Origin of the sequence: Reichenbachiella versicolor, assembly GCF_003171675.1 — a bacterium.
GTDB classification, from domain to species: Bacteria; Bacteroidota; Bacteroidia; order Cytophagales; family Cyclobacteriaceae; genus Reichenbachiella; species Reichenbachiella versicolor.
On the sequence record NZ_QFZQ01000013.1, the window covers coordinates 42135 to 59693 of the forward strand.

Below are 17559 nucleotides of genomic sequence, written 5' to 3' on the forward strand. Positions count from 1 at the left end.
AGCTCTAATTATTCATTAATCATAATTCTCTAAGAATTTTCGCAGCTCCTTCAGCTGTGATATCTCTCTGAGGACCAGCCATCATCTCATATCCTACCATGAATTTTTTCACTGTAGCAGATCTCAACAAGGGTGGATAGAAGTGCATATGCAAATGCCATTCTGGATAATCCTTTCCATCTGTAGGCGCTTGATGGATACCAGCCGAATATGGAAATGGACAATCAAAGACTTTATCATATTTAGCAGCTAGTGTTTTCAAGCAATCTGCATAACCTTCTTCTTCAGCTTCAGTCAACTCCATGATATTAGTTAGATGCCTCTTAGAAACAATCATAGCTTCAAACGGCCACACTGCCCAAAATGGAACTAAAGCTACAAAGTGATCATTTTCATAAATAATTCTCTCCTGCTTCTCTAATTCTTTGGCTAGGTAATCAGCCAACATACTTCTTCCAGTTTTTTCGTAGTAAGCCAATTGATTTCTTGACTCTTTCTCTACTTCATTAGGAATATTCTTCTGAGCCCAGATCTGACCATGTGGGTGAGGGTTACTACACCCCATTATCTCCCCTTTGTTTTCAAAGATCTGCACGTGATTAATGAAATCCATGGATCCTAGCTCTTTGTATTGAGCCTTCCATTCCTTCACTACTTTTACGATTCCCTCAATTGGCATACTTCCCAATTGCTGACTATGATCCGGAGAGAAGCATATAACTCTACAAATCCCTTGCTCAGATTCAGCAATAAAAAGATCATCCTCGTCAATACCTCCTGCTGGTACATCTGCCTGAAGTGCCCCAAAGTCATTTTGAAAAACGAAAACATCCTTGTAGTCAGGGTTTACTTCTCCATTAATCCTAGTATTACCAGGACATAGAAAACAATTTGGATCATAGCTTACGCCTTCAGATTTTGCTGCTTCTTCTGTTTTACCTTGCCAAGGTCTTTTCGACCTATGTGGAGATACTAATACCCACTCACCAGTCAAGATATTTAATCTTCGGTGCGCGTGATCTGTTATATCAAATGTGCTCATGTTGTTTTATACGGCAGTTACGCCATTAGAAATTTTGACATCGTAGAATGAAACCTCTTTCCCGGTTTTCTCTTTGTAGTGAGGTGCAATAGCTGCTTTAAATTCTTCAACCTGATCTTCTTTGACAAGGTTGATCGTACAACCTCCAAATCCTCCTCCCATCATTCTAGAACCAATAACAGCATTATGATCTTTAGCAAAAGCGGCCAATACGTCCAATTCATCACAACTCACTTTATACCTAACACTAAGCCCTTCGTGAGTTTCATACATTAATTGACCTACCTTGATCAAGTCTCCTGCAGCAATTGCCTCTACTGCATCTTCAACTCTTTTAATTTCTCTAATTACGTAAGTACATCTCGCAATTACTTCTTTAGACACTTTGTCTTTGATGACCTCTAAGTCTTCTAAAGTAGCGTCTCTTAAGCTTTTGACTTCAGGTTTAAACTCTTGAATTGCTTTTACCCCTGTTTCACATTCTTGTCTTCTGGTGTTATATTCTGTTGAGGCTAATGAATGCTTTACATTCGTATCGCATAACAATACGCTATATCCCGAAAAATCACCTTGAACTACTTTGTGCTCAAACGTACGACAGTCAATCTGAATAAAGGCGTCTTCTTTACCAAACACTACTGCATACTGATCCATGATACCGCACATTACTCCAGCATACTCATGCTCGGCTTTCTGTGCCAACTTAGCTATTTCAAGTCTTTCCAATTTCAAATCGAAAAACTCACTGACTGCATACATAAAGCCACAAGACAAAGCAGCTGAAGAAGAAAGGCCTGCCCCCAAAGGAATATTACCTCCAAATGAACACTTGAATGCTGGAACATTGACCCCTTTTTTTCTCATTAGGTCAAGTAGACCGATACAGTAGTTAGCCCATCCTTTCTTGGACTTCTCCAGATTATCTGCAGGAAAAGAAATGGAATCGTTTATATCTAGAGCAATCAACTCCGTAATATTCCCATCTACTTCTTCGATGGTAAACTCCATCGCCTTGTCAATCGCTCCCGGTAGTACAAACCCATCATTATAATCAGTATGTTCACCGATCAAGTTGATTCTACCTGGAGACTTTACTTTCAACATCTTTTTAACTTGTACCTCACTCATCTTACCATCAATTTAATTTTTGCTGCCAAGCCCAGGCAGACTTCATCATCTCATCTAATCCTAACTCTGCTTTCCAACCCAGCTCTTCATTAGCTAAAGTCGTATCAGCATACGTTTGTTCTACATCACCTGCTCTTCTATCTACTATTTTGTAATTCAACTTCAAATCGTTTACTCGTTCGAAAGTATTCACAACTTCAAGAACAGACGAACCCTTACCAGTTCCTAGGTTGAAGAACTCATAGTTAGCTTTATTCTTCTTACCCAATAATCTATCTACTGCAATGACATGTGCCTTAGCTAGATCCACAACATGGATATAATCTCTCACTGCTGTACCATCTGGAGTACCATAATCATCTCCAAAAATACTCAATTGCTCTCTGATCCCTGCAGCGGTCTGTGTTACGAATGGAATTAAGTTATTTGGAACTCCCAATGGTAACTCCCCAATCTCCGCAGTTTCATGTGCACCGACAGGATTAAAATATCTCAATGCGATCAGTTGATACTTTTCATTTGATCTAGCCGCATCTCTCAATATATCCTCATTGATTTTTTTAGTGTTCCCGTAAGTAGATTCTGCGGGTTTAAATGGAGTTTGCTCTGTAACTGGAAGCTGATCCGGCTGGCCATATACGGTACAAGAAGACGAAAATGCCATATTAGGAACATTATACTCATCCATTAACTCCAATAAATTCAACAAGCACTGAATATTATTTCTATAGTAATGAAGTGGAATCTGCATAGATTCACCAACTGCCTTACTCGCTGCAAAATGGATGATAGCATCAAACTTGTTATTTGCAAAAAGCTCTTTCAATGCGTCATAATCTCTGAGGTCAAGTTTTACAAACTCAACTTTCTGACCCGTGATTTTTTCTATTCCAGCAATAGCACTTTCTTTAGAGTTGGACAGATCATCGACTATAGTTATCTCATATCCGCTATTGATTAATTCTACTGCAGTATGCGAACCGATGTATCCTGCACCTCCTGTAACGAGTATTTTATTGGCCATTTCTAATGTGGTTAATAATTTAGCTTAACTTTATAAACGTAAAGATAACGGTTAATTTTAAATATTTCTACTAAATTTACGGTGAACCTCAAAAAAACTATGGTATTATCAAACACTTATTATTATGGTAACCACCCGATTTTAGTAGCGGTGGATAATATTATTTTCGGTTTTGACACTGTGGAGGAGAGACTAAAAGTTCTTCTTTTCAAACGACTTGTAGAACCCTATGCTGGTGAGTGGTCTCTCATCGGCTCCTTTGTGCAAGAAGGTCAAAACATAGATGATGCTGCTTCAAGCGTCCTTGAAGAGCTAACAGGAATCACAGGCCTGTACCTTGAGCAATTAAAAACTTATGGTAATGCTGATCGTGATACAGGAGAACGCGTAATTTCAATTGCTTACTATAGTCTCTTGAAGCTTGAAGAGGACAATGCACAGCTTAGAGATCAACATGATTCGTTTTGGTTTGATATATCTGAAGTTCCTAATCTAGTTCTAGATCACGGACAAATGGTAAAAGATGCCATTCGCAAACTAAAAATCAAAGCAAGGCGTAGCCCTATCGGATTTGAGCTTTTACCTGAAAAATTCACTTTGCGCCAGTTTAAAAGTCTTTATGAACAGATCTATCAAGCAGAAATTGATGATCGCAATTTCCGTAAAAAAATCTTGGCAACAGGATTACTTGATAAATTAGAAGAAAAGGACAAAACCACCTCTAAGAAAGGTGCTTTCTTATACACATTCAATAAAGAGAAGTATGATGAATACTTGAGCAGAGGGTTTGACATTCAATTCCATTGATTCATACTGTTTAAGCGAAACTAATGGTATTTTAATACAGAATGTTGTTTTTAAGACAGCCTACCTATGACATATTGATTGTAAGTCAATTATGTTTACAGATATGAAATCAACTTTAGCCTTGGCTCTTCTTTTTGCATTACTATGTATTCGTTGCAAATCAACTCAACCTGTCCAAGAAATAAATACTTCAGTGAAAGAAATCATTTTTGGTAGTGGTGGTGGTTTTACTGGTGTGTCATCAAAGAAAAAACTATTAATCAACGAAAAGAAGCTAATATGGAGAGACAAAGTTTTGAACTTAAAAGAGGAAACTATCGTTGATCTCACCACCAAGTTTGATCTTGACTCAATGCTAAATATTCAATTTACTAAACCAGGTAATCTGACCTATAGCATTACTTTAACGTCTGGAAACAAAACAAACAAAATAACTTGGGGCAAGCATAATTCACCTCCTCCCCTTATCGTTAGTGAACTATATTCATTTTTAACAGCAATTTCTCATGAATAAAATCTTGATAAAGCTCTTTTTTCTGCTGTTCTGTTTCAGCCCATTGGCAAGTACTTTTCTAAATGCTCAATCTACATCTGTTGAAGTCATACACAAGAACCAGTATTCTCAAAATCACATATTGAGATTATACTATGATAACTCTAACCAAAAAGCATTGAGCCAAGTAAAAAACGTATCCGAACAGATAGAAGAGTCTCTTCGGAATGAAGGCTTCATATCAGATAATATCAAAATAAAGCAAATTCGACAGTCATCTAATGGTATTCGTTTGATTCAAACCATCTCAGGTATAGAAATCTATCAAAGCGATCTAAATGCAGGCTTTAATAAACACAATCAAATCTCATCTATAAGTGGCCAATTACATTATATAAATGACATCGATGTAGAATATAAAATAACAGTAAAAGAAGCTGTCGAAATAGCTCAAAACCATCTCACAAGGAAATTAAACCAATCAGACCTTCAATTCAATTCTACTTCAAAAGAGGTAATCTACGCAAATGGATTTATCTACACTCCCTCTTATTTACTCCAAATGACTGTTAATTCGTTTGAGGTGTGGAAACTGATAGTATCTGGAAATGGATCGGTGCTACAATCTACAAGTCTAATGTGTAGCATTACTGAACACGACGCTGATCATATAGATCTAAATGGTGTTTCACACAACCTCAGAACTATTGAAGATGATGGCACTTTCTTAATGGCTGACAATTCCAAACCTATGTACAATGAACTCAGCAACACCGGCTGGCTATTTGTTCAGTCCTTGAATGAAGAGGAGAAAGCAGAAACACTTACCGCGGTCAACAATACTTCATGGTCTCCCTCAGCAGTATCTGCTCAATACAATGCTAGTCAGTCATATGACTACTATGAGTCTACTTTTGGACGAATTTCATACGACGACAATAGCTCTGATATAAGATCTATTATTGATTTCAAACAGGATGATGAAGATGTAGATAATGCCTTTTGGACGGGAACTTCTGTAACTTATGGAAATGGTCGGTTTTTATTTAAGCCACTTGCTGGGGGATTAGATGTAGGGGGACACGAACTTACGCATGGAGTTATTCAAACAACTGCAGACCTGAATTATGAATTTGAATCGGGTGCTGTGAATGAATCATTTGCAGATATTTTCGGTGCTATGATCGATAGAGATAATTGGCAAATAGGGGAAGATATCGTTCAACCAAGATTTTACCCTACAGGAGCCATGCGTGATATGAGTAACCCTCATCAAGATTTGACTAGACCTTGGTCAAGGGGATGGCAGCCGAATCATGTACATGAGAAGTATTTCGGATATGGAGATGCAGGTGGAGTTCATCGAAATAGCGGCATTCCAAATCACGCATTTTATCTGATAGCAGAGAATATTTCTAAAGAAAAAGCAGAGCAGATATTCTATAGAGCACTTACTGTCTACTTGACACCTACCAGTAATTTCATCGACTTGAGAATTGCCTGTGAGGAGAGTACAAAGGACCTAATAGATACTGGAATTGCTAGTCTGACATTTACCAATAATGATTTATTGGAAGTGCAAAATGGTTTCGATGCAGTAGGGATTGTACAAAAGGGAGAAGAAGATAATACTGTAGAACTAGAAAGAGATTTTGGAGATGAATTATTTCTCTACACGGATATCAATACAAAGGGTATCTCTATGATCAACTTCACCGAAGAAAAAATCAGAGACTTATCACTAGCAGAAGCTATATCCAAGCCTAGTATCTCGAATGATGGAAAGCGCGTCATATTCGTAGATAGCAACAATAAAATAAGGTTAATAGAGCTTACTTGGTTTTTCGGAAATATTACGGAGTCAGTTATCAACGCTGATACTGAATGGGCAAATGCTGCTATCTCAAAAGATGGAAAAAGAATAGCTGCCGTTCCACTGGCAAACAGCCCTATTTTACACATTTATGACATTGAATCCGAGACATGGAAAGGTTCCATAGAAATAAGTCCTACTTCAGATGATTCGGAAGAATCTCCTGTTTCGCCGATCAGAGCAAACAGTTTAGCTTGGGATTTTGACGGTGAACGTGTATTAGTGGAGACAGAGTTTACAGACCACTCATTTTTATATTTTGTAAATGTCTGGAATCAATCTGGTTCTAATCTTGGCACTGGTCAAACAACTGTGGCTATTGATGGTTTTCTTGAAGGTACCAGTTTACTCAACCCTTCTTATGCTATTCGCTCTCCTCATATTTTTACTTTTGACCAAGTGAATCCATATTTAGGAATAGAAGGTGATACTGTGACCTTAGGGTACAATATGATCACCAAAGAAATAGGTGTACTTTTTGATACTGATCAATATGATGCTGATGAATTAGCGTTTCAAGATTTAGGAGATGCTGCCTATTCGTTAGATGACTCTCAATTGTACTGTACAGTCAAAGACTTTAAAACTGATGAAATCAAAATTGCCATAGCTACACTTAATACTAACAAGCTATATGGTAATAGAAGTACTTTCAGTACACTATCTCTCACAGATGCTAAGTGGCCTATTTTATTCAATATTGAAGGAAGTCAAGACCAAACTCAAGTAGCAGATGTTGATGTTCAAGTTGAGAGCCTAGTAAATGTCTATCCTAATCCAAGTAGAGAACTGATCAATGTATCGGGTATAAATGGACAAACACAATTTAAATTTTATAACAAGCTTGGAATATTATCATTGCAGGGCATTCTTAGTCCTAACCATCAAATCGACATAAAAAGTTTGTCTCCAGGTGTATATATATTGGTACTGAATAATGGAGAGGAAATAACCAGACGACAAATAATAAAGATCTAATTGACACTAAAAAATCGGTCAGGGTTTATAAACCACATTGGCACTATCTAGCCATTGTCCCCAAAGGGAGTTATAACCGTGAATATCATCGGTAATCACTCCTTCTGAATCAATGACCTCCAGTCCAGAATTGTGCCATTCGAATATTCCTCCTAACAAATTATAGACTTGTTCATATCCTGCCTTTTCAAGCTTCTCAGCAATTTTCTCGCTCCGATATCCAACAGAGCAATACACTATAATGGGTATATTCTTGTTAAGATCCTTTAATCGGTTGATTTTGAAATCGTCATATCCCACATACTTTGCACCATCTATATGGCTTACTTGGTATTCACCTTTCGCTCTTGCATCTAAAAAAATAGCGCCTTCTGGAAGAGAATCTGTAACCTCCAACTCTGCTACTGTATGACTTAGCAGTTTACTAACCATAGCCTTGTATGCTTTTCTTTTGAGCGTCATTTCATCAGCTTGAGCAAAGACAACAGATGGCCAAATAAATACAATAAAAGCAAGCTTATACATGAGATTCTATGACCGACTTTAGCTGCTCCTTACCAGCCGTTCCAGCATGTCTCCACAATATTTTACCTTCCTTGAATAACATCATAGTGGGTATGCTCTGAATCTGATATTTCAATGAAACTGCCTGATTCTTATCTACATCTACTTTGATAACTTTTGCCTTGCCTTTTACTTCACCGGAAAGCTCTTCTAGGACTGGTGCCATCATTTTACATGGGCCACACCAATCGGCATAAAAATCGACCAATACTGGTGTAGAACTACATATTATATCTGAGAATGTTGCCATTGTATTTTTTACTGTTTGATAGAATACAAGAATATTCAATAGTTGCATAAAGTTCGTTTGAAAGACCTATCAAAATCTATTGTTGAGCTGTTCAATCGTACTATTTTGTGAATTACCTTATAGATTCCATATCATTTCTAATATGAGACGGAATCAGGTCAAAGAAGTTGATAAAAATAGGTGCTCAAAATAATTGATACGCTTCACTTAATTATTTTGAGCAATAACAAGATGGTCAAGTACACCCAAGGGCCTCCATGCAAAAGAAAGTCAAACCAATCCATTGGATGCATACCCTCAGCACCTCCTGCTATCCATCTTAGTTTACCTATTATGTGAGGTTCAGGAAAAAACGGAGCTAAACCAAGAGTCAAACACATCAAAATTGCTAACCTCAATTTTGAACCCTTCATTAGTGTGGAAGTCTTTTCTTCATCAAGCCGTATAAAAAGGCTCCAACTATTGCCGAAAGTATTACAACTATGAACGCACTATAACCTTGTCCTAGAATAATAAACATAGGACCTGGACATGCTCCAGTCATAGCCCAACCTAAACCGAAAATAGTTCCTCCTATCAAAAGCCTAAGCACTCCTCCTTCCTTGGGTTTGATGGAAATCGGAACTCCCTCAGTCGAGTGAATATTGGACTTTTTGATCAAAGCAATTGAGAGGATGCCCAAACCTACTGCAGATCCTATCACACCATACATGTGAAATGACTGAAAATTGAACATTTCAAAAATGCGATACCACGAAGTGACTTCCGCCTTGGTCAGTATAATTCCGAATACAATTCCGACTAGTAAATACTTGATAAATTTCATAGAACCGAACATTATAAAGCGAAGAGAATAGGGAGAATAAAATGAGTCGTAATCAATCCCCCAATAAAAAAGCCTACCACTGCTATCAGTGAGGGAAGCTGTAAATTGCTCAAACCTGAGATGGCATGTCCCGAGGTGCATCCGCCAGCGTAGCGTGTTCCAAAACCAACAAATAACCCTCCAAATACCATCATGATGAGACCTGACATTGAAGTCAACCCTTCCCAACCTAAAAACTGATCAGGTAAATAGCCTTGCCCCGGCTGAGCTAATCCATAGGCCTTCAAAGAGTCTACAGTAGCATCAGAGATAGCTATTTGATCGCCTGACATAAGGAAATTCTGAGCTATATATCCACCAATGACACACCCTAGTACAAATACTAGGTTCCAAACTTGCTTCTTCCAGTCAACCTTAAAATAATCAACAAACTTTCCTGCACCAGCTATGGTACAGATCGTCTCAAGGTTACTGGAGATTCCAAACTTCTTCCCAAAAATTAATAGCAGGGTCATGACCACTGCTATTAATGGGCCAGCCACATACCAAGGCCATGGCTGGCTAACATATTCTATTAAATTCATATTTTTCTCTGCTGCTGTATTCGCTACAAGAGAAAAAGAGTATTACATCTCTAAATCTCCTGTCCATCCCATGATACCTCCTTGAAGGTTGATCAACTCTCCGTCGAAACCCTTTGAAGCCATCAATTGACATGCCTGTCCACTTCTATTTCCACTTCTACAGTAGATATAATAGTTTTTCGTTTTATCTAATGCATCTACTTTATTTGGAAATTCAGGATCGAAAAAATCCAAACTTGTATCAGCCCCAGCGATGTAGCCAGCATCTACTTCTTCTTGTGTTCTTACGTCTAATAATACTGCGTTGTCGTCAGCTTCGAACTTCTCCATGAAGTCCACTTCATCTAAATCTTCAAACATGATATTTTTATTTTTTTAAAGTCGAAGGGCAAACATAATCAGTACGCGGAACTCCAGTCTCTTTGATTCCTTTGAATCCTTTTTTTACATCTATCAACTGATCAAATCCTCTCGACTTTAAAATAGATGACGCTATCACTGATCGGTACCCTCCTGCACAGTGAACGTAGTATTGTTCATCTCTGTTCAATTCATGCATATTTTCATTGATGTAATCCAATGGCAATGTGATAGCACCCTGTACATGCTCTGACTGATACTCACCAGGCTTTCGCACATCCAAAACATTAATCTTACCCTTTTCAAAATCACTTTCAAATTCTGATGGATCTATACTCTTCAGAGACTCAACTGTTTTACCTGTCTCTTTCCATGTTTGAAGTCCCCCTTTTAGATACCCCAGTGTATTGTCATAACCAACTCTGCTAAGTCTGGTAACAGCCTCCTCCTCTCGGCCTTCATCTACTACTAGGACTATCGGTTGCTTCAAGTCCGTGATCAAAGCCCCTACCCAAGGTGCAAACCCACCATCCAATCCTATAAAGATAGAATTAGGAATATGGGCTTTGACAAATTCATCTTGGTGACGCACATCCAATACCATTGCTCCTTCGTTATTGGCCATCGCTTCGAACGTTTCCACATCTAATGCCACCTGACCTTTTTCCAACACCGAATCAATACTCTGGTAACCGGATTTGTTCATCATCGCATTCTTTGCGAAATACTGTGGTGGCGGAGCTATACCCGTATTCACTTCTTTCACAAACTCCTCCTTGGTCATATCTGCTCTCAAGGCATAGTTTACCTCTTTTTGATGCCCTAGTGTATCCCAAGTTTCCTTAGACATATTTTTGCCACAAGCCGAACCTGCTCCATGAGCCGGATATACGATCACATCATCTGGCAATACCATGATCTTATTTCTCAAACTATCGAACAATAGTCCCGCCAAATCCTCTTGACTTAAATCTGACTTCACCGCCAAATCCGGCCTTCCTACATCTCCTATGAACAGTGTATCTCCCGAAAACAAAGCTTTTTCTGTCCCTGACTCGTCATATAGAAGGAATGAACTACTCTCCATCGTATGTCCTGGAGTATGTAGGACTTTCATCTTAAGCTCTCCGAAATTGAAAACCTCCTCATCCTTTGCTACTCTACTTTCGTAATTCGTCTGTGCAGTCGGACCATATATGATTTCAGCTCCAGTCTTTTTGGCGAGGTCTACATGACCAGAAACAAAGTCAGCATGAAAATGAGTCTCAAAAATGTACTTGATCTTCGCCCCCATATCATTGGCCCTCTTCACGTATTGATCTACCTCTCTCAGTGGATCGATGATGATCGCTTCATCTCCGCTTTGTACATAGTAGGCTCCTTGAGCTAAGCATCCGGTATATATCTGTTCAACTTTCATATTCTAGTATCATAGTTGGTTAAACTTTTGCAATTATACGATGGTGATATCTTGTCAGATGTAACAATTGTTACAAGTGGAATAAGAATGAAGTTACTGCATATAGTAAAATATAAAAGCAACCTCATTCAGTATAAGATTTAAAGAAAAGAATGATATCTATGAAGACGATCTCCTTTGATCATAACCAAATGCGATGCATTTAGGCTAAATCAATGTTATTGACACATTGAAAAATTAACCTACTTTATTATGCAATATCACAAATAATTTACATCAATTGTGAAGCTTTTTTCTTTAAAAAAATGTCTTCGATGGAGATCATTGTAATTAAAGTCGACTTTACACGATATGTAAAAGATCTATTTCTTAACAATAGTTTACCACTAGATAGTAAATATCTCGTTCATAAAGCTTTTGTATCTAATTCTAAATAAACTTAAAGTGTTATTCAAGCTCTCTTCTTAGTTTTAAGAGTCATTGCTATTTTAAGGTTTTATTCAATAAAGTGGTTTAAAACAACTTACTGTCCTGCAAAATAAGTCCTATTTACCTTCTTAATTTTCAAAACCTGCCTTTCACCATTACTCCAAACAATCTCGGCTTTATCTACCTTTTTGGATTGACCAAGACCCACATGCAGATAGTTATCAAAGCTTTGGCACGAATATGCTGATGAAACGCCTATTGTTCTCTTATATATTTTATCTCCAACAACAAGGGTGAGTTCTGCCCCCATTGCTAGCGATTTACCTGTAGGAGAGTTTCCTACTTTTACTACTACATAATGATTACGCGAGTCCAATTCATTAGTAAATAAATGCCACCTTCCTCTTTCATTTCCATAGACGATATCAAGATCCCCATCTTTATCGTAGTCAAAAGCCTCAATACCAGCTCCAGTCGCACCAAGTTCAGTCCTTATCACTCCATGTCCTTCTACTTTTTCAAACCCTTTTCCTTCTAAATTCTTATAATACACTTGCTCAAAAACCTCTGCTGAATGACCATACTTTATTATGACCATATCAGTCCAACCATCATTATCAAAGTCCCCTGATACAGCGCCTGAAGCCTGCTCTAACATATTGACACCAAACTCCTCAGATACATCTTCAAAATCACCTTTGTCATTTCGTAACAACCTCACTGGCATATCTTCTAAATTAATTGTTTCCGGTTTTGCTACTACCTGATGGATCACACCTGAAGTAGGAGACTTAGTGTTTATTTTAATCTTCCAATAACCGTTGCCTAAGCTCCCAATATATAACCCCTTAGCAGATGTATCTTCTGGAAAACCATTCGCTTCATCATGTGATAAAACAAAATCCTGTTGAGCATGTCTATCTTCATCTAATTTCAATAACCTAGTATTTCTTCCTACAAATACATCAAAATGAGGATATGCCATTTGTAAGTTTTCTATTCTAAAATCTCCATCAATTTTCAAACTATCAAATTCATAAGGCTTGCCCCTTACAAAAAAATAGAACAAGTCGTCTGATTCATTATACTGGGCTTCAGTTTCAAATGGATGTTTAGCTCTAGTTAAAAGGAGATCCATATCACCATCATTGTCTATATCGATATTAGTAATCGCAGATACATTTTCAGTGTTTTTCAACTCCCCAAAAAGCTTATTAGTCTTATTTTCAAAAGCTATTCCTTCTAACCCCATAACTGAAACAAAATTAGAACCGCCGTAAAACAACAAATCCGTATCTCTGTCATTGTCAATATCAGTTAGAGCAGCACGCATGCTAAATCTATGTCCATGAGGTAAATAATCTACGAATGAGAACTTTTTTTGCTTGTCGGCCTTATACATGAAATTGGCATGACTAAGTGTCTTTTTAGCTGCAAATGCAGTTAATAGCATATCCAAATCACCATTGTTATCAGCATCAATTAACTTAACAGCTCTTCCACGACTATTTTCTAGATGTGACAATGCTTGACCACCTTCTACCGTTCTATCCTTATTGATTGTGAATACCCTCGTCTGGCTGAGTTTTTTTCCTCCTCCTCCTCCTGGTTGTACTATAACATCTATCCTTCCGTCTCTATCAATATCACTAACTGCAATCCCATGAGTATCTCCAAAGATAAATGGCGTACCTTGGTCAAAACGACCTTTATTATTCCAGTACACCTCTACTCTTCTGGCGTGATCTGTAAGTAAGAGATCAAGGTATCCATCTTGATCCAAGTCGCAAATCACTGGACTATCCCATTTCCGTCGTGATTTTTTCTCAAAACGAACAATTTCCGAACTCTCAGAAAAAATAGTCCCCTTATGCTGAGCTTGGAGTCCATCTTGAAAAAATGCCGCTAAAAAAACGACAGTCAAAAAACTATAAATACACTGAAAACTCATTCTTATCAATCATTTAGACTAGAGCCAAAAATAAAAACGATGACAATAGAATACTCAGACCTTTTTAGCAGATTTCATGCAATTATTATCTATTAATAATAACTGTATGAAGTTCAATCCCTTCACAATTTTGCACCTTTATTAAATAAACTCCAGACAGTAAGGACACATCTATTGACACATCAAAACTGTCGGCTTTTTTAGATAGCACTACTTTTCCTCTCATATCTAAAACAAAAATGTTAGTAGTTGAGTCTTGGCAATCAAAGTGTACATTAATTATGTCTTTCGATGGATTGGGATAAATGATGCTTTTTTTTTCCTTAGGACTTATAGAAGTAACTCCTCCTTCAACTGTTAATGTAACTTTATCTGTTCTTCCATTATGAGACTTTGCTATAATTTCGACACTCCCTTCTTTTATAGCAGTTACCTCCCCTGTAAACTTATCAACTGTTGCCACCTCAGGATTACTTGAAGACCACTCCAAGGATAGATCTGTAGCATCTTCTGGAAAAACTACCGCAGATAGTGCTGTTGAGGTATTTGGAGCTAGTGAGTTTGATACAGGGTTAATAGAAACAGTTCTTACAGGCGTAGTACCATCATTAGCGATTATTTTCACAGGCGTAATAATATCTTCTAACCATACATCTTCTCCTTCATTTTTTGATGATGTATAAACAGGTTCTAACTGATAAAAATGTCCATTTGGCAATTCGGTAGTAGGAATCACACCATCTAATTTAATCGCTACTTTCGCAACTCCACCGTAGCTATTCACAACCGACTTATCACTACCTATGTACTCTTTGACATTTTCATTTAATTCATTCTTTTCAATTAGTCTCACAGTCACCCCTTCCCAATTATTTGACAACACTTTCTCACCGCTACCGGGGTGGAAATGGATGTTTAAGTCTAAGTAGGTACCACTCATATATTCTAATGACTTGTATTTTTCTATATCATCCATCCAAAGTGATGGCAGTATTTCCCAAGTCCTAACATAATCTACCTTCATAGTAGTCGGCATACCTGTATCAGTAGATTTTGGGTCTATCGGATAATATTGATTACAATTCCATTTAACATGCTGTGTCCTCATACCCATTGACAGAGTTACATTCATTGGTCTATGCCAATAATTATTTGGCTTACGTGCTATTTCCTCACCATCCAAATACCAAAATATCGAATCCACTCTGTTTTCAACAGCATAGGTATGAAAGTTATTACGTGGATCAAAATCAGCTCTATAACGATTCTGGCATTCATCTGGATAACTTCCTGGTCTTTTCCAAAATTGTTTACCGTCTTCCCCAACAATAATGGTATGAAGGTTGTGATCCATATCTTGCACATCATCTTGCTTCCCATCATGCCAATTAGCCTGCTGTAACTCTACTACATCAATCTCACTATATCGTACATCTCCTGGCTCATTTAAAGACCTGTCAATCGAGCTGAATAACCAAAAGGCTGGAGAAACTCCTGGGAATACATGCGCTCCCTTCATACTCGCTTCATAGTAACCATATGTACCGGTCGCAATAGATTTAAGAATTCCTGATTTGAAATAAAGTTCAAAATTAGAAATCTGTTTTCGACTACATCCATCAAAAAATGTTCTAGTATGTGTCTCCTGAGTTACTTGTATATTGAGAACCCCATCATTCATGCTTACATTATCTTTACTCCATGACCAAACTCCAAAATTGTTTACATTTTCCTGCCACTTAGAGTAATCCACTTCTTTGCCATTAAATTCATCAGAACGATTTTCCTTAGACTCCCATCTTAGTTGACCTCTTATCGCAGATTTTGGTAGGTGCTGCCCTATAGACATAAATGATCTTAACACTACCCACAATAAAACAAATGCTACCACTCTTTTCATCATTTATTCCTCTTTATAAAGTACAAATCATTTATAAACAATAGTATAAAAGTGCTTCAGAAAACAATTCGTCAGATTTAACCAATTCCAAAACTGGATTATCATAAAATAAAAAGAGAAGTGGATTTAAGCCACCTCTCTATTGTATTAGGAAGACGAAACAGCAAGGTTTCCTAAGCCTCACATATCTTTAATAAGAAACTAAATAGTATAAATCAAACCTTTCATTCTGAAAGGCTTGACTTGTTTTGTAAATTAAGCAAATGTTTAGGGTCTTGGATTCCAATTCACCATTGAAATATCATCCCAATAAATGATTAACTGTTCTACTCCTGTATTTACGGCAAATGGAACGAATCGATAATCACTATTTCTATCAGCTGTAAACACAAATGAGTATTGAGTCCATTCCTCATTTTCAGGACTAATAGAACTCCAGCCTCTCAACACAGAAAAATTACCTTGTGTAGCTGCAGCTGCAACATATAACCTACAGTTCGAATCAAAACCTAATGAACCAAATCTAGTCCCTCCATTGTTCTCTGTTTTTAAATAAACAGATACTTTATAAATACCTAAATCCGCATCAAATGTGTGATACCCTCCTGCCGAAAGGCTTGGCTCGGTTGCAGCCCTTGATGGTGGTGTCGCTAGCCCAGGTGCAGGGTTAACTGCCATTTTAAGGTAACTACTTCCACTATGTGCCACTGAAGCATCTGTCACTACAGTTGTAGTATGGTCAGCCACATTAGGTAAATAACCTCCTGCAGCTGGAAGGTTACCCCATGATACACTAGAAGTATTTTCAAATCCGTAATCATAATCTTGTGCCACAAGAATATTGATCTCTTCATGTTCAATACTTTCATCAGAAAACGCCTCTGCTGGGAAGGAACTATTTTTGGCATCAGCCTCTAAAGAACCTACAGTGTATGAAACAACCGCCTCATCGTCTGAATAGATCTGATCGCCATCAAGTGTCAATACAATAGTCGAAGGATCTGTATCCAATGCAGCCGTGCTAATTGTCGCTGTCATTTCAGACCCTCCTTCAGGAGTAATCTTAACTTCAAAATCATCTTTATCAATAGAAGATGATTTTATAGATCTACTAAACTTTAAATAAGCTCTGCCTTCTCGTTCAATAACATTTACTAAAGTTAACGGTTCTTGACTCTCGATCAGCTTAATAAAGTCAACATACTTAACTGTATCAGAACTTCTTGGATTTGTTCTTGCAAGAATAGCTTCCAAATCAAAAACCTTATCTAGACCATTATAAACAATATCAAATGTGCCATTTCCCACATTAGTAGACTCTTCTACTAGAAGTCCTCCGTCGAAATCTGAATCTACAATAGAATTGACCTTTCCTTCTGTTTCAAACGTATATCTAACCGTTGTCCCGTCTACTAATGCTATCTCTGCAGAATCTTGAAGACTAATTTCTTGTCCTAAAACTCCATTCTCAAGAATATTTGCCTTGAAAGAAACAATGTCGATGAGTGGAAGAACTGACACTCTATACATGGTATCTAGCTCTATATCTCTTTTGCTATCCTCATCTTCTGCATAAGCTGAATCTTCAAATATCTGATGTAAGGAAATAGCGTATTCTCCAGCTTTATCAAATCTGACAGATAATAATGAAGCTCCTTCATCTCCTTCTAAAACTGTAACAGAATCCTTATCAGGAATACCCCATTCACGTGTAGCTACTCCTCGTGAAGCATCAGAAAACTCAATTCTACCACCAATATTGATAATATTCTCATTACTAGCCTGGGAAACCATAACAAACCTCTGAGCCTCATTATTGACCTCCCACTGATTCATTTCTTCGCCACATGCTCCCAGCAACATTACCAAAATGGCTAATACTACTGAAACATTGCTATATATTTTCTTTTTGTGTTTTAACATCATCTTA

Annotated in this window: 16 protein-coding genes; 3 read left to right on the forward strand and 13 right to left on the reverse strand. The window is 37.5% G+C overall.

Annotated features, from left to right (window positions below; all coding sequences use genetic code 11):
- Positions 1-19: 19 nt before the first annotated feature.
- The 3 genes from DKG80_RS19965 to galE are packed head-to-tail and all read right to left on the reverse strand — an operon-like array spanning position 20 to position 3194.
- A complete protein-coding gene (locus DKG80_RS19965; protein WP_109833155.1) occupies positions 20-1042 on the reverse strand; it encodes a UDP-glucose--hexose-1-phosphate uridylyltransferase in 1023 nt (340 codons plus the stop codon).
- Positions 1043-1048: 6 nt separating this feature from the next.
- Positions 1049-2170 carry a galactokinase gene (galK, locus tag DKG80_RS19970; RefSeq protein ID WP_109833156.1) on the reverse strand — a complete coding sequence of 374 codons (1122 nt, stop codon included), beginning with the start codon at positions 2168-2170 and terminating at the stop codon, positions 1049-1051.
- A 7-nt stretch (positions 2171-2177) separates the two neighbouring features.
- Complete coding sequence (galE, locus tag DKG80_RS19975) at positions 2178-3194, reverse strand: UDP-glucose 4-epimerase GalE (RefSeq protein ID WP_109833157.1); 1017 nt, start codon at positions 3192-3194, stop codon at positions 2178-2180.
- 99 nt (positions 3195-3293) lie between these two features.
- Between galE and DKG80_RS19980 the strand changes: the two genes are divergently transcribed.
- From DKG80_RS19980 to DKG80_RS19990, 3 genes are all read left to right on the forward strand, one after another.
- Positions 3294-4001: an NUDIX hydrolase gene (locus DKG80_RS19980; protein ID WP_109833158.1), complete on the forward strand. Its 708-nt coding sequence runs from the start codon at positions 3294-3296 to the stop codon at positions 3999-4001.
- Between the two features lie 103 nt (positions 4002-4104).
- Entirely contained in the window at positions 4105-4515 is a 411-nt protein-coding gene (locus tag DKG80_RS19985) for a hypothetical protein (RefSeq protein WP_162556013.1), read from the forward strand.
- Complete coding sequence (locus tag DKG80_RS19990; RefSeq protein WP_109833160.1) at positions 4508-7345, forward strand: M4 family metallopeptidase; 2838 nt, start codon at positions 4508-4510, stop codon at positions 7343-7345. The genes DKG80_RS19985 and DKG80_RS19990 overlap by 8 nt, the downstream gene beginning before the upstream one ends.
- An 18-nt stretch (positions 7346-7363) precedes the next feature.
- Here DKG80_RS19990 and DKG80_RS19995 read toward each other — a convergent pair whose 3' ends face one another.
- From DKG80_RS19995 to DKG80_RS20040, 10 genes are all read right to left on the reverse strand, one after another.
- Entirely contained in the window at positions 7364-7870 is a 507-nt protein-coding gene (locus DKG80_RS19995; RefSeq protein WP_245907050.1) for a rhodanese-like domain-containing protein, read from the reverse strand.
- Positions 7863-8207 (reverse strand): thioredoxin, encoded by a 345-nt coding sequence (trxA, locus tag DKG80_RS20000; RefSeq protein ID WP_245907051.1) that lies wholly within the window; start codon positions 8205-8207, stop codon positions 7863-7865. The genes DKG80_RS19995 and trxA overlap by 8 nt, the downstream gene beginning before the upstream one ends.
- A gap of 155 nt (positions 8208-8362) precedes the next feature.
- A complete protein-coding gene (locus tag DKG80_RS20005; protein WP_109833161.1) occupies positions 8363-8572 on the reverse strand; it encodes a hypothetical protein in 210 nt (69 codons plus the stop codon).
- On the reverse strand, positions 8572-8985 hold the full coding sequence (locus DKG80_RS20010) for a DUF6691 family protein (RefSeq protein ID WP_109833185.1): 414 nt from the start codon (positions 8983-8985) through the stop codon (positions 8572-8574). The genes DKG80_RS20005 and DKG80_RS20010 overlap by 1 nt, the downstream gene beginning before the upstream one ends.
- 11 nt (positions 8986-8996) lie before the next feature.
- Complete coding sequence (locus DKG80_RS20015; protein ID WP_109833162.1) at positions 8997-9569, reverse strand: YeeE/YedE family protein; 573 nt, start codon at positions 9567-9569, stop codon at positions 8997-8999.
- Positions 9570-9611: 42 nt separating this feature from the next.
- Positions 9612-9929: a rhodanese-like domain-containing protein gene (locus tag DKG80_RS20020; RefSeq protein ID WP_109833163.1), complete on the reverse strand. Its 318-nt coding sequence runs from the start codon at positions 9927-9929 to the stop codon at positions 9612-9614.
- A 7-nt stretch (positions 9930-9936) separates the two neighbouring features.
- Positions 9937-11349: an MBL fold metallo-hydrolase gene (locus DKG80_RS20025; protein ID WP_109833164.1), complete on the reverse strand. Its 1413-nt coding sequence runs from the start codon at positions 11347-11349 to the stop codon at positions 9937-9939.
- 523 nt (positions 11350-11872) lie between these two features.
- Positions 11873-13729 (reverse strand): CRTAC1 family protein, encoded by a 1857-nt coding sequence (locus DKG80_RS20030; RefSeq protein WP_109833165.1) that lies wholly within the window; start codon positions 13727-13729, stop codon positions 11873-11875.
- An 85-nt stretch (positions 13730-13814) separates the two neighbouring features.
- Positions 13815-15632: a family 16 glycosylhydrolase gene (locus DKG80_RS20035; protein ID WP_109833166.1), complete on the reverse strand. Its 1818-nt coding sequence runs from the start codon at positions 15630-15632 to the stop codon at positions 13815-13817.
- Between the two features lie 264 nt (positions 15633-15896).
- Positions 15897-17552: a hypothetical protein gene (locus DKG80_RS20040; RefSeq protein WP_109833167.1), complete on the reverse strand. Its 1656-nt coding sequence runs from the start codon at positions 17550-17552 to the stop codon at positions 15897-15899.
- Between the last annotated feature and the right edge of the window lie 7 nt (positions 17553-17559).

What these genes read in the sequence shown, in the direction of transcription:
- DKG80_RS20025 (WP_109833164.1), bottom strand. Translation starts at nt 11,349, where the DNA reads ATGAAAGTTGAACAGATATATACCGGATGCTTAGCTCAAGGAGCCTAC.
- DKG80_RS20035 (WP_109833166.1), bottom strand. Translation starts at nt 15,632, where the DNA reads ATGATGAAAAGAGTGGTAGCATTTGTTTTATTGTGGGTAGTGTTAAGA.
- DKG80_RS20005 (WP_109833161.1), bottom strand. Translation starts at nt 8,572, where the DNA reads ATGAAGGGTTCAAAATTGAGGTTAGCAATTTTGATGTGTTTGACTCTT.
- trxA (WP_245907051.1), bottom strand. Translation starts at nt 8,207, where the DNA reads ATGCAACTATTGAATATTCTTGTATTCTATCAAACAGTAAAAAATACA.
- DKG80_RS20010 (WP_109833185.1), bottom strand. Translation starts at nt 8,985, where the DNA reads ATGAAATTTATCAAGTATTTACTAGTCGGAATTGTATTCGGAATTATA.
- DKG80_RS19980 (WP_109833158.1), top strand. Translation starts at nt 3,294, where the DNA reads ATGGTATTATCAAACACTTATTATTATGGTAACCACCCGATTTTAGTA.
- galE (WP_109833157.1), bottom strand. Translation starts at nt 3,194, where the DNA reads ATGGCCAATAAAATACTCGTTACAGGAGGTGCAGGATACATCGGTTCG.
- DKG80_RS20020 (WP_109833163.1), bottom strand. Translation starts at nt 9,929, where the DNA reads ATGTTTGAAGATTTAGATGAAGTGGACTTCATGGAGAAGTTCGAAGCT.
- DKG80_RS19985 (WP_162556013.1), top strand. Translation starts at nt 4,105, where the DNA reads ATGAAATCAACTTTAGCCTTGGCTCTTCTTTTTGCATTACTATGTATT.
- DKG80_RS19965 (WP_109833155.1), bottom strand. Translation starts at nt 1,042, where the DNA reads ATGAGCACATTTGATATAACAGATCACGCGCACCGAAGATTAAATATC.
- DKG80_RS20030 (WP_109833165.1), bottom strand. Translation starts at nt 13,729, where the DNA reads ATGAGTTTTCAGTGTATTTATAGTTTTTTGACTGTCGTTTTTTTAGCG.
- DKG80_RS20040 (WP_109833167.1), bottom strand. Translation starts at nt 17,552, where the DNA reads ATGTTAAAACACAAAAAGAAAATATATAGCAATGTTTCAGTAGTATTA.
- galK (WP_109833156.1), bottom strand. Translation starts at nt 2,170, where the DNA reads ATGAGTGAGGTACAAGTTAAAAAGATGTTGAAAGTAAAGTCTCCAGGT.
- DKG80_RS19995 (WP_245907050.1), bottom strand. Translation starts at nt 7,870, where the DNA reads ATGTATAAGCTTGCTTTTATTGTATTTATTTGGCCATCTGTTGTCTTT.
- DKG80_RS19990 (WP_109833160.1), top strand. Translation starts at nt 4,508, where the DNA reads ATGAATAAAATCTTGATAAAGCTCTTTTTTCTGCTGTTCTGTTTCAGC.
- DKG80_RS20015 (WP_109833162.1), bottom strand. Translation starts at nt 9,569, where the DNA reads ATGAATTTAATAGAATATGTTAGCCAGCCATGGCCTTGGTATGTGGCT.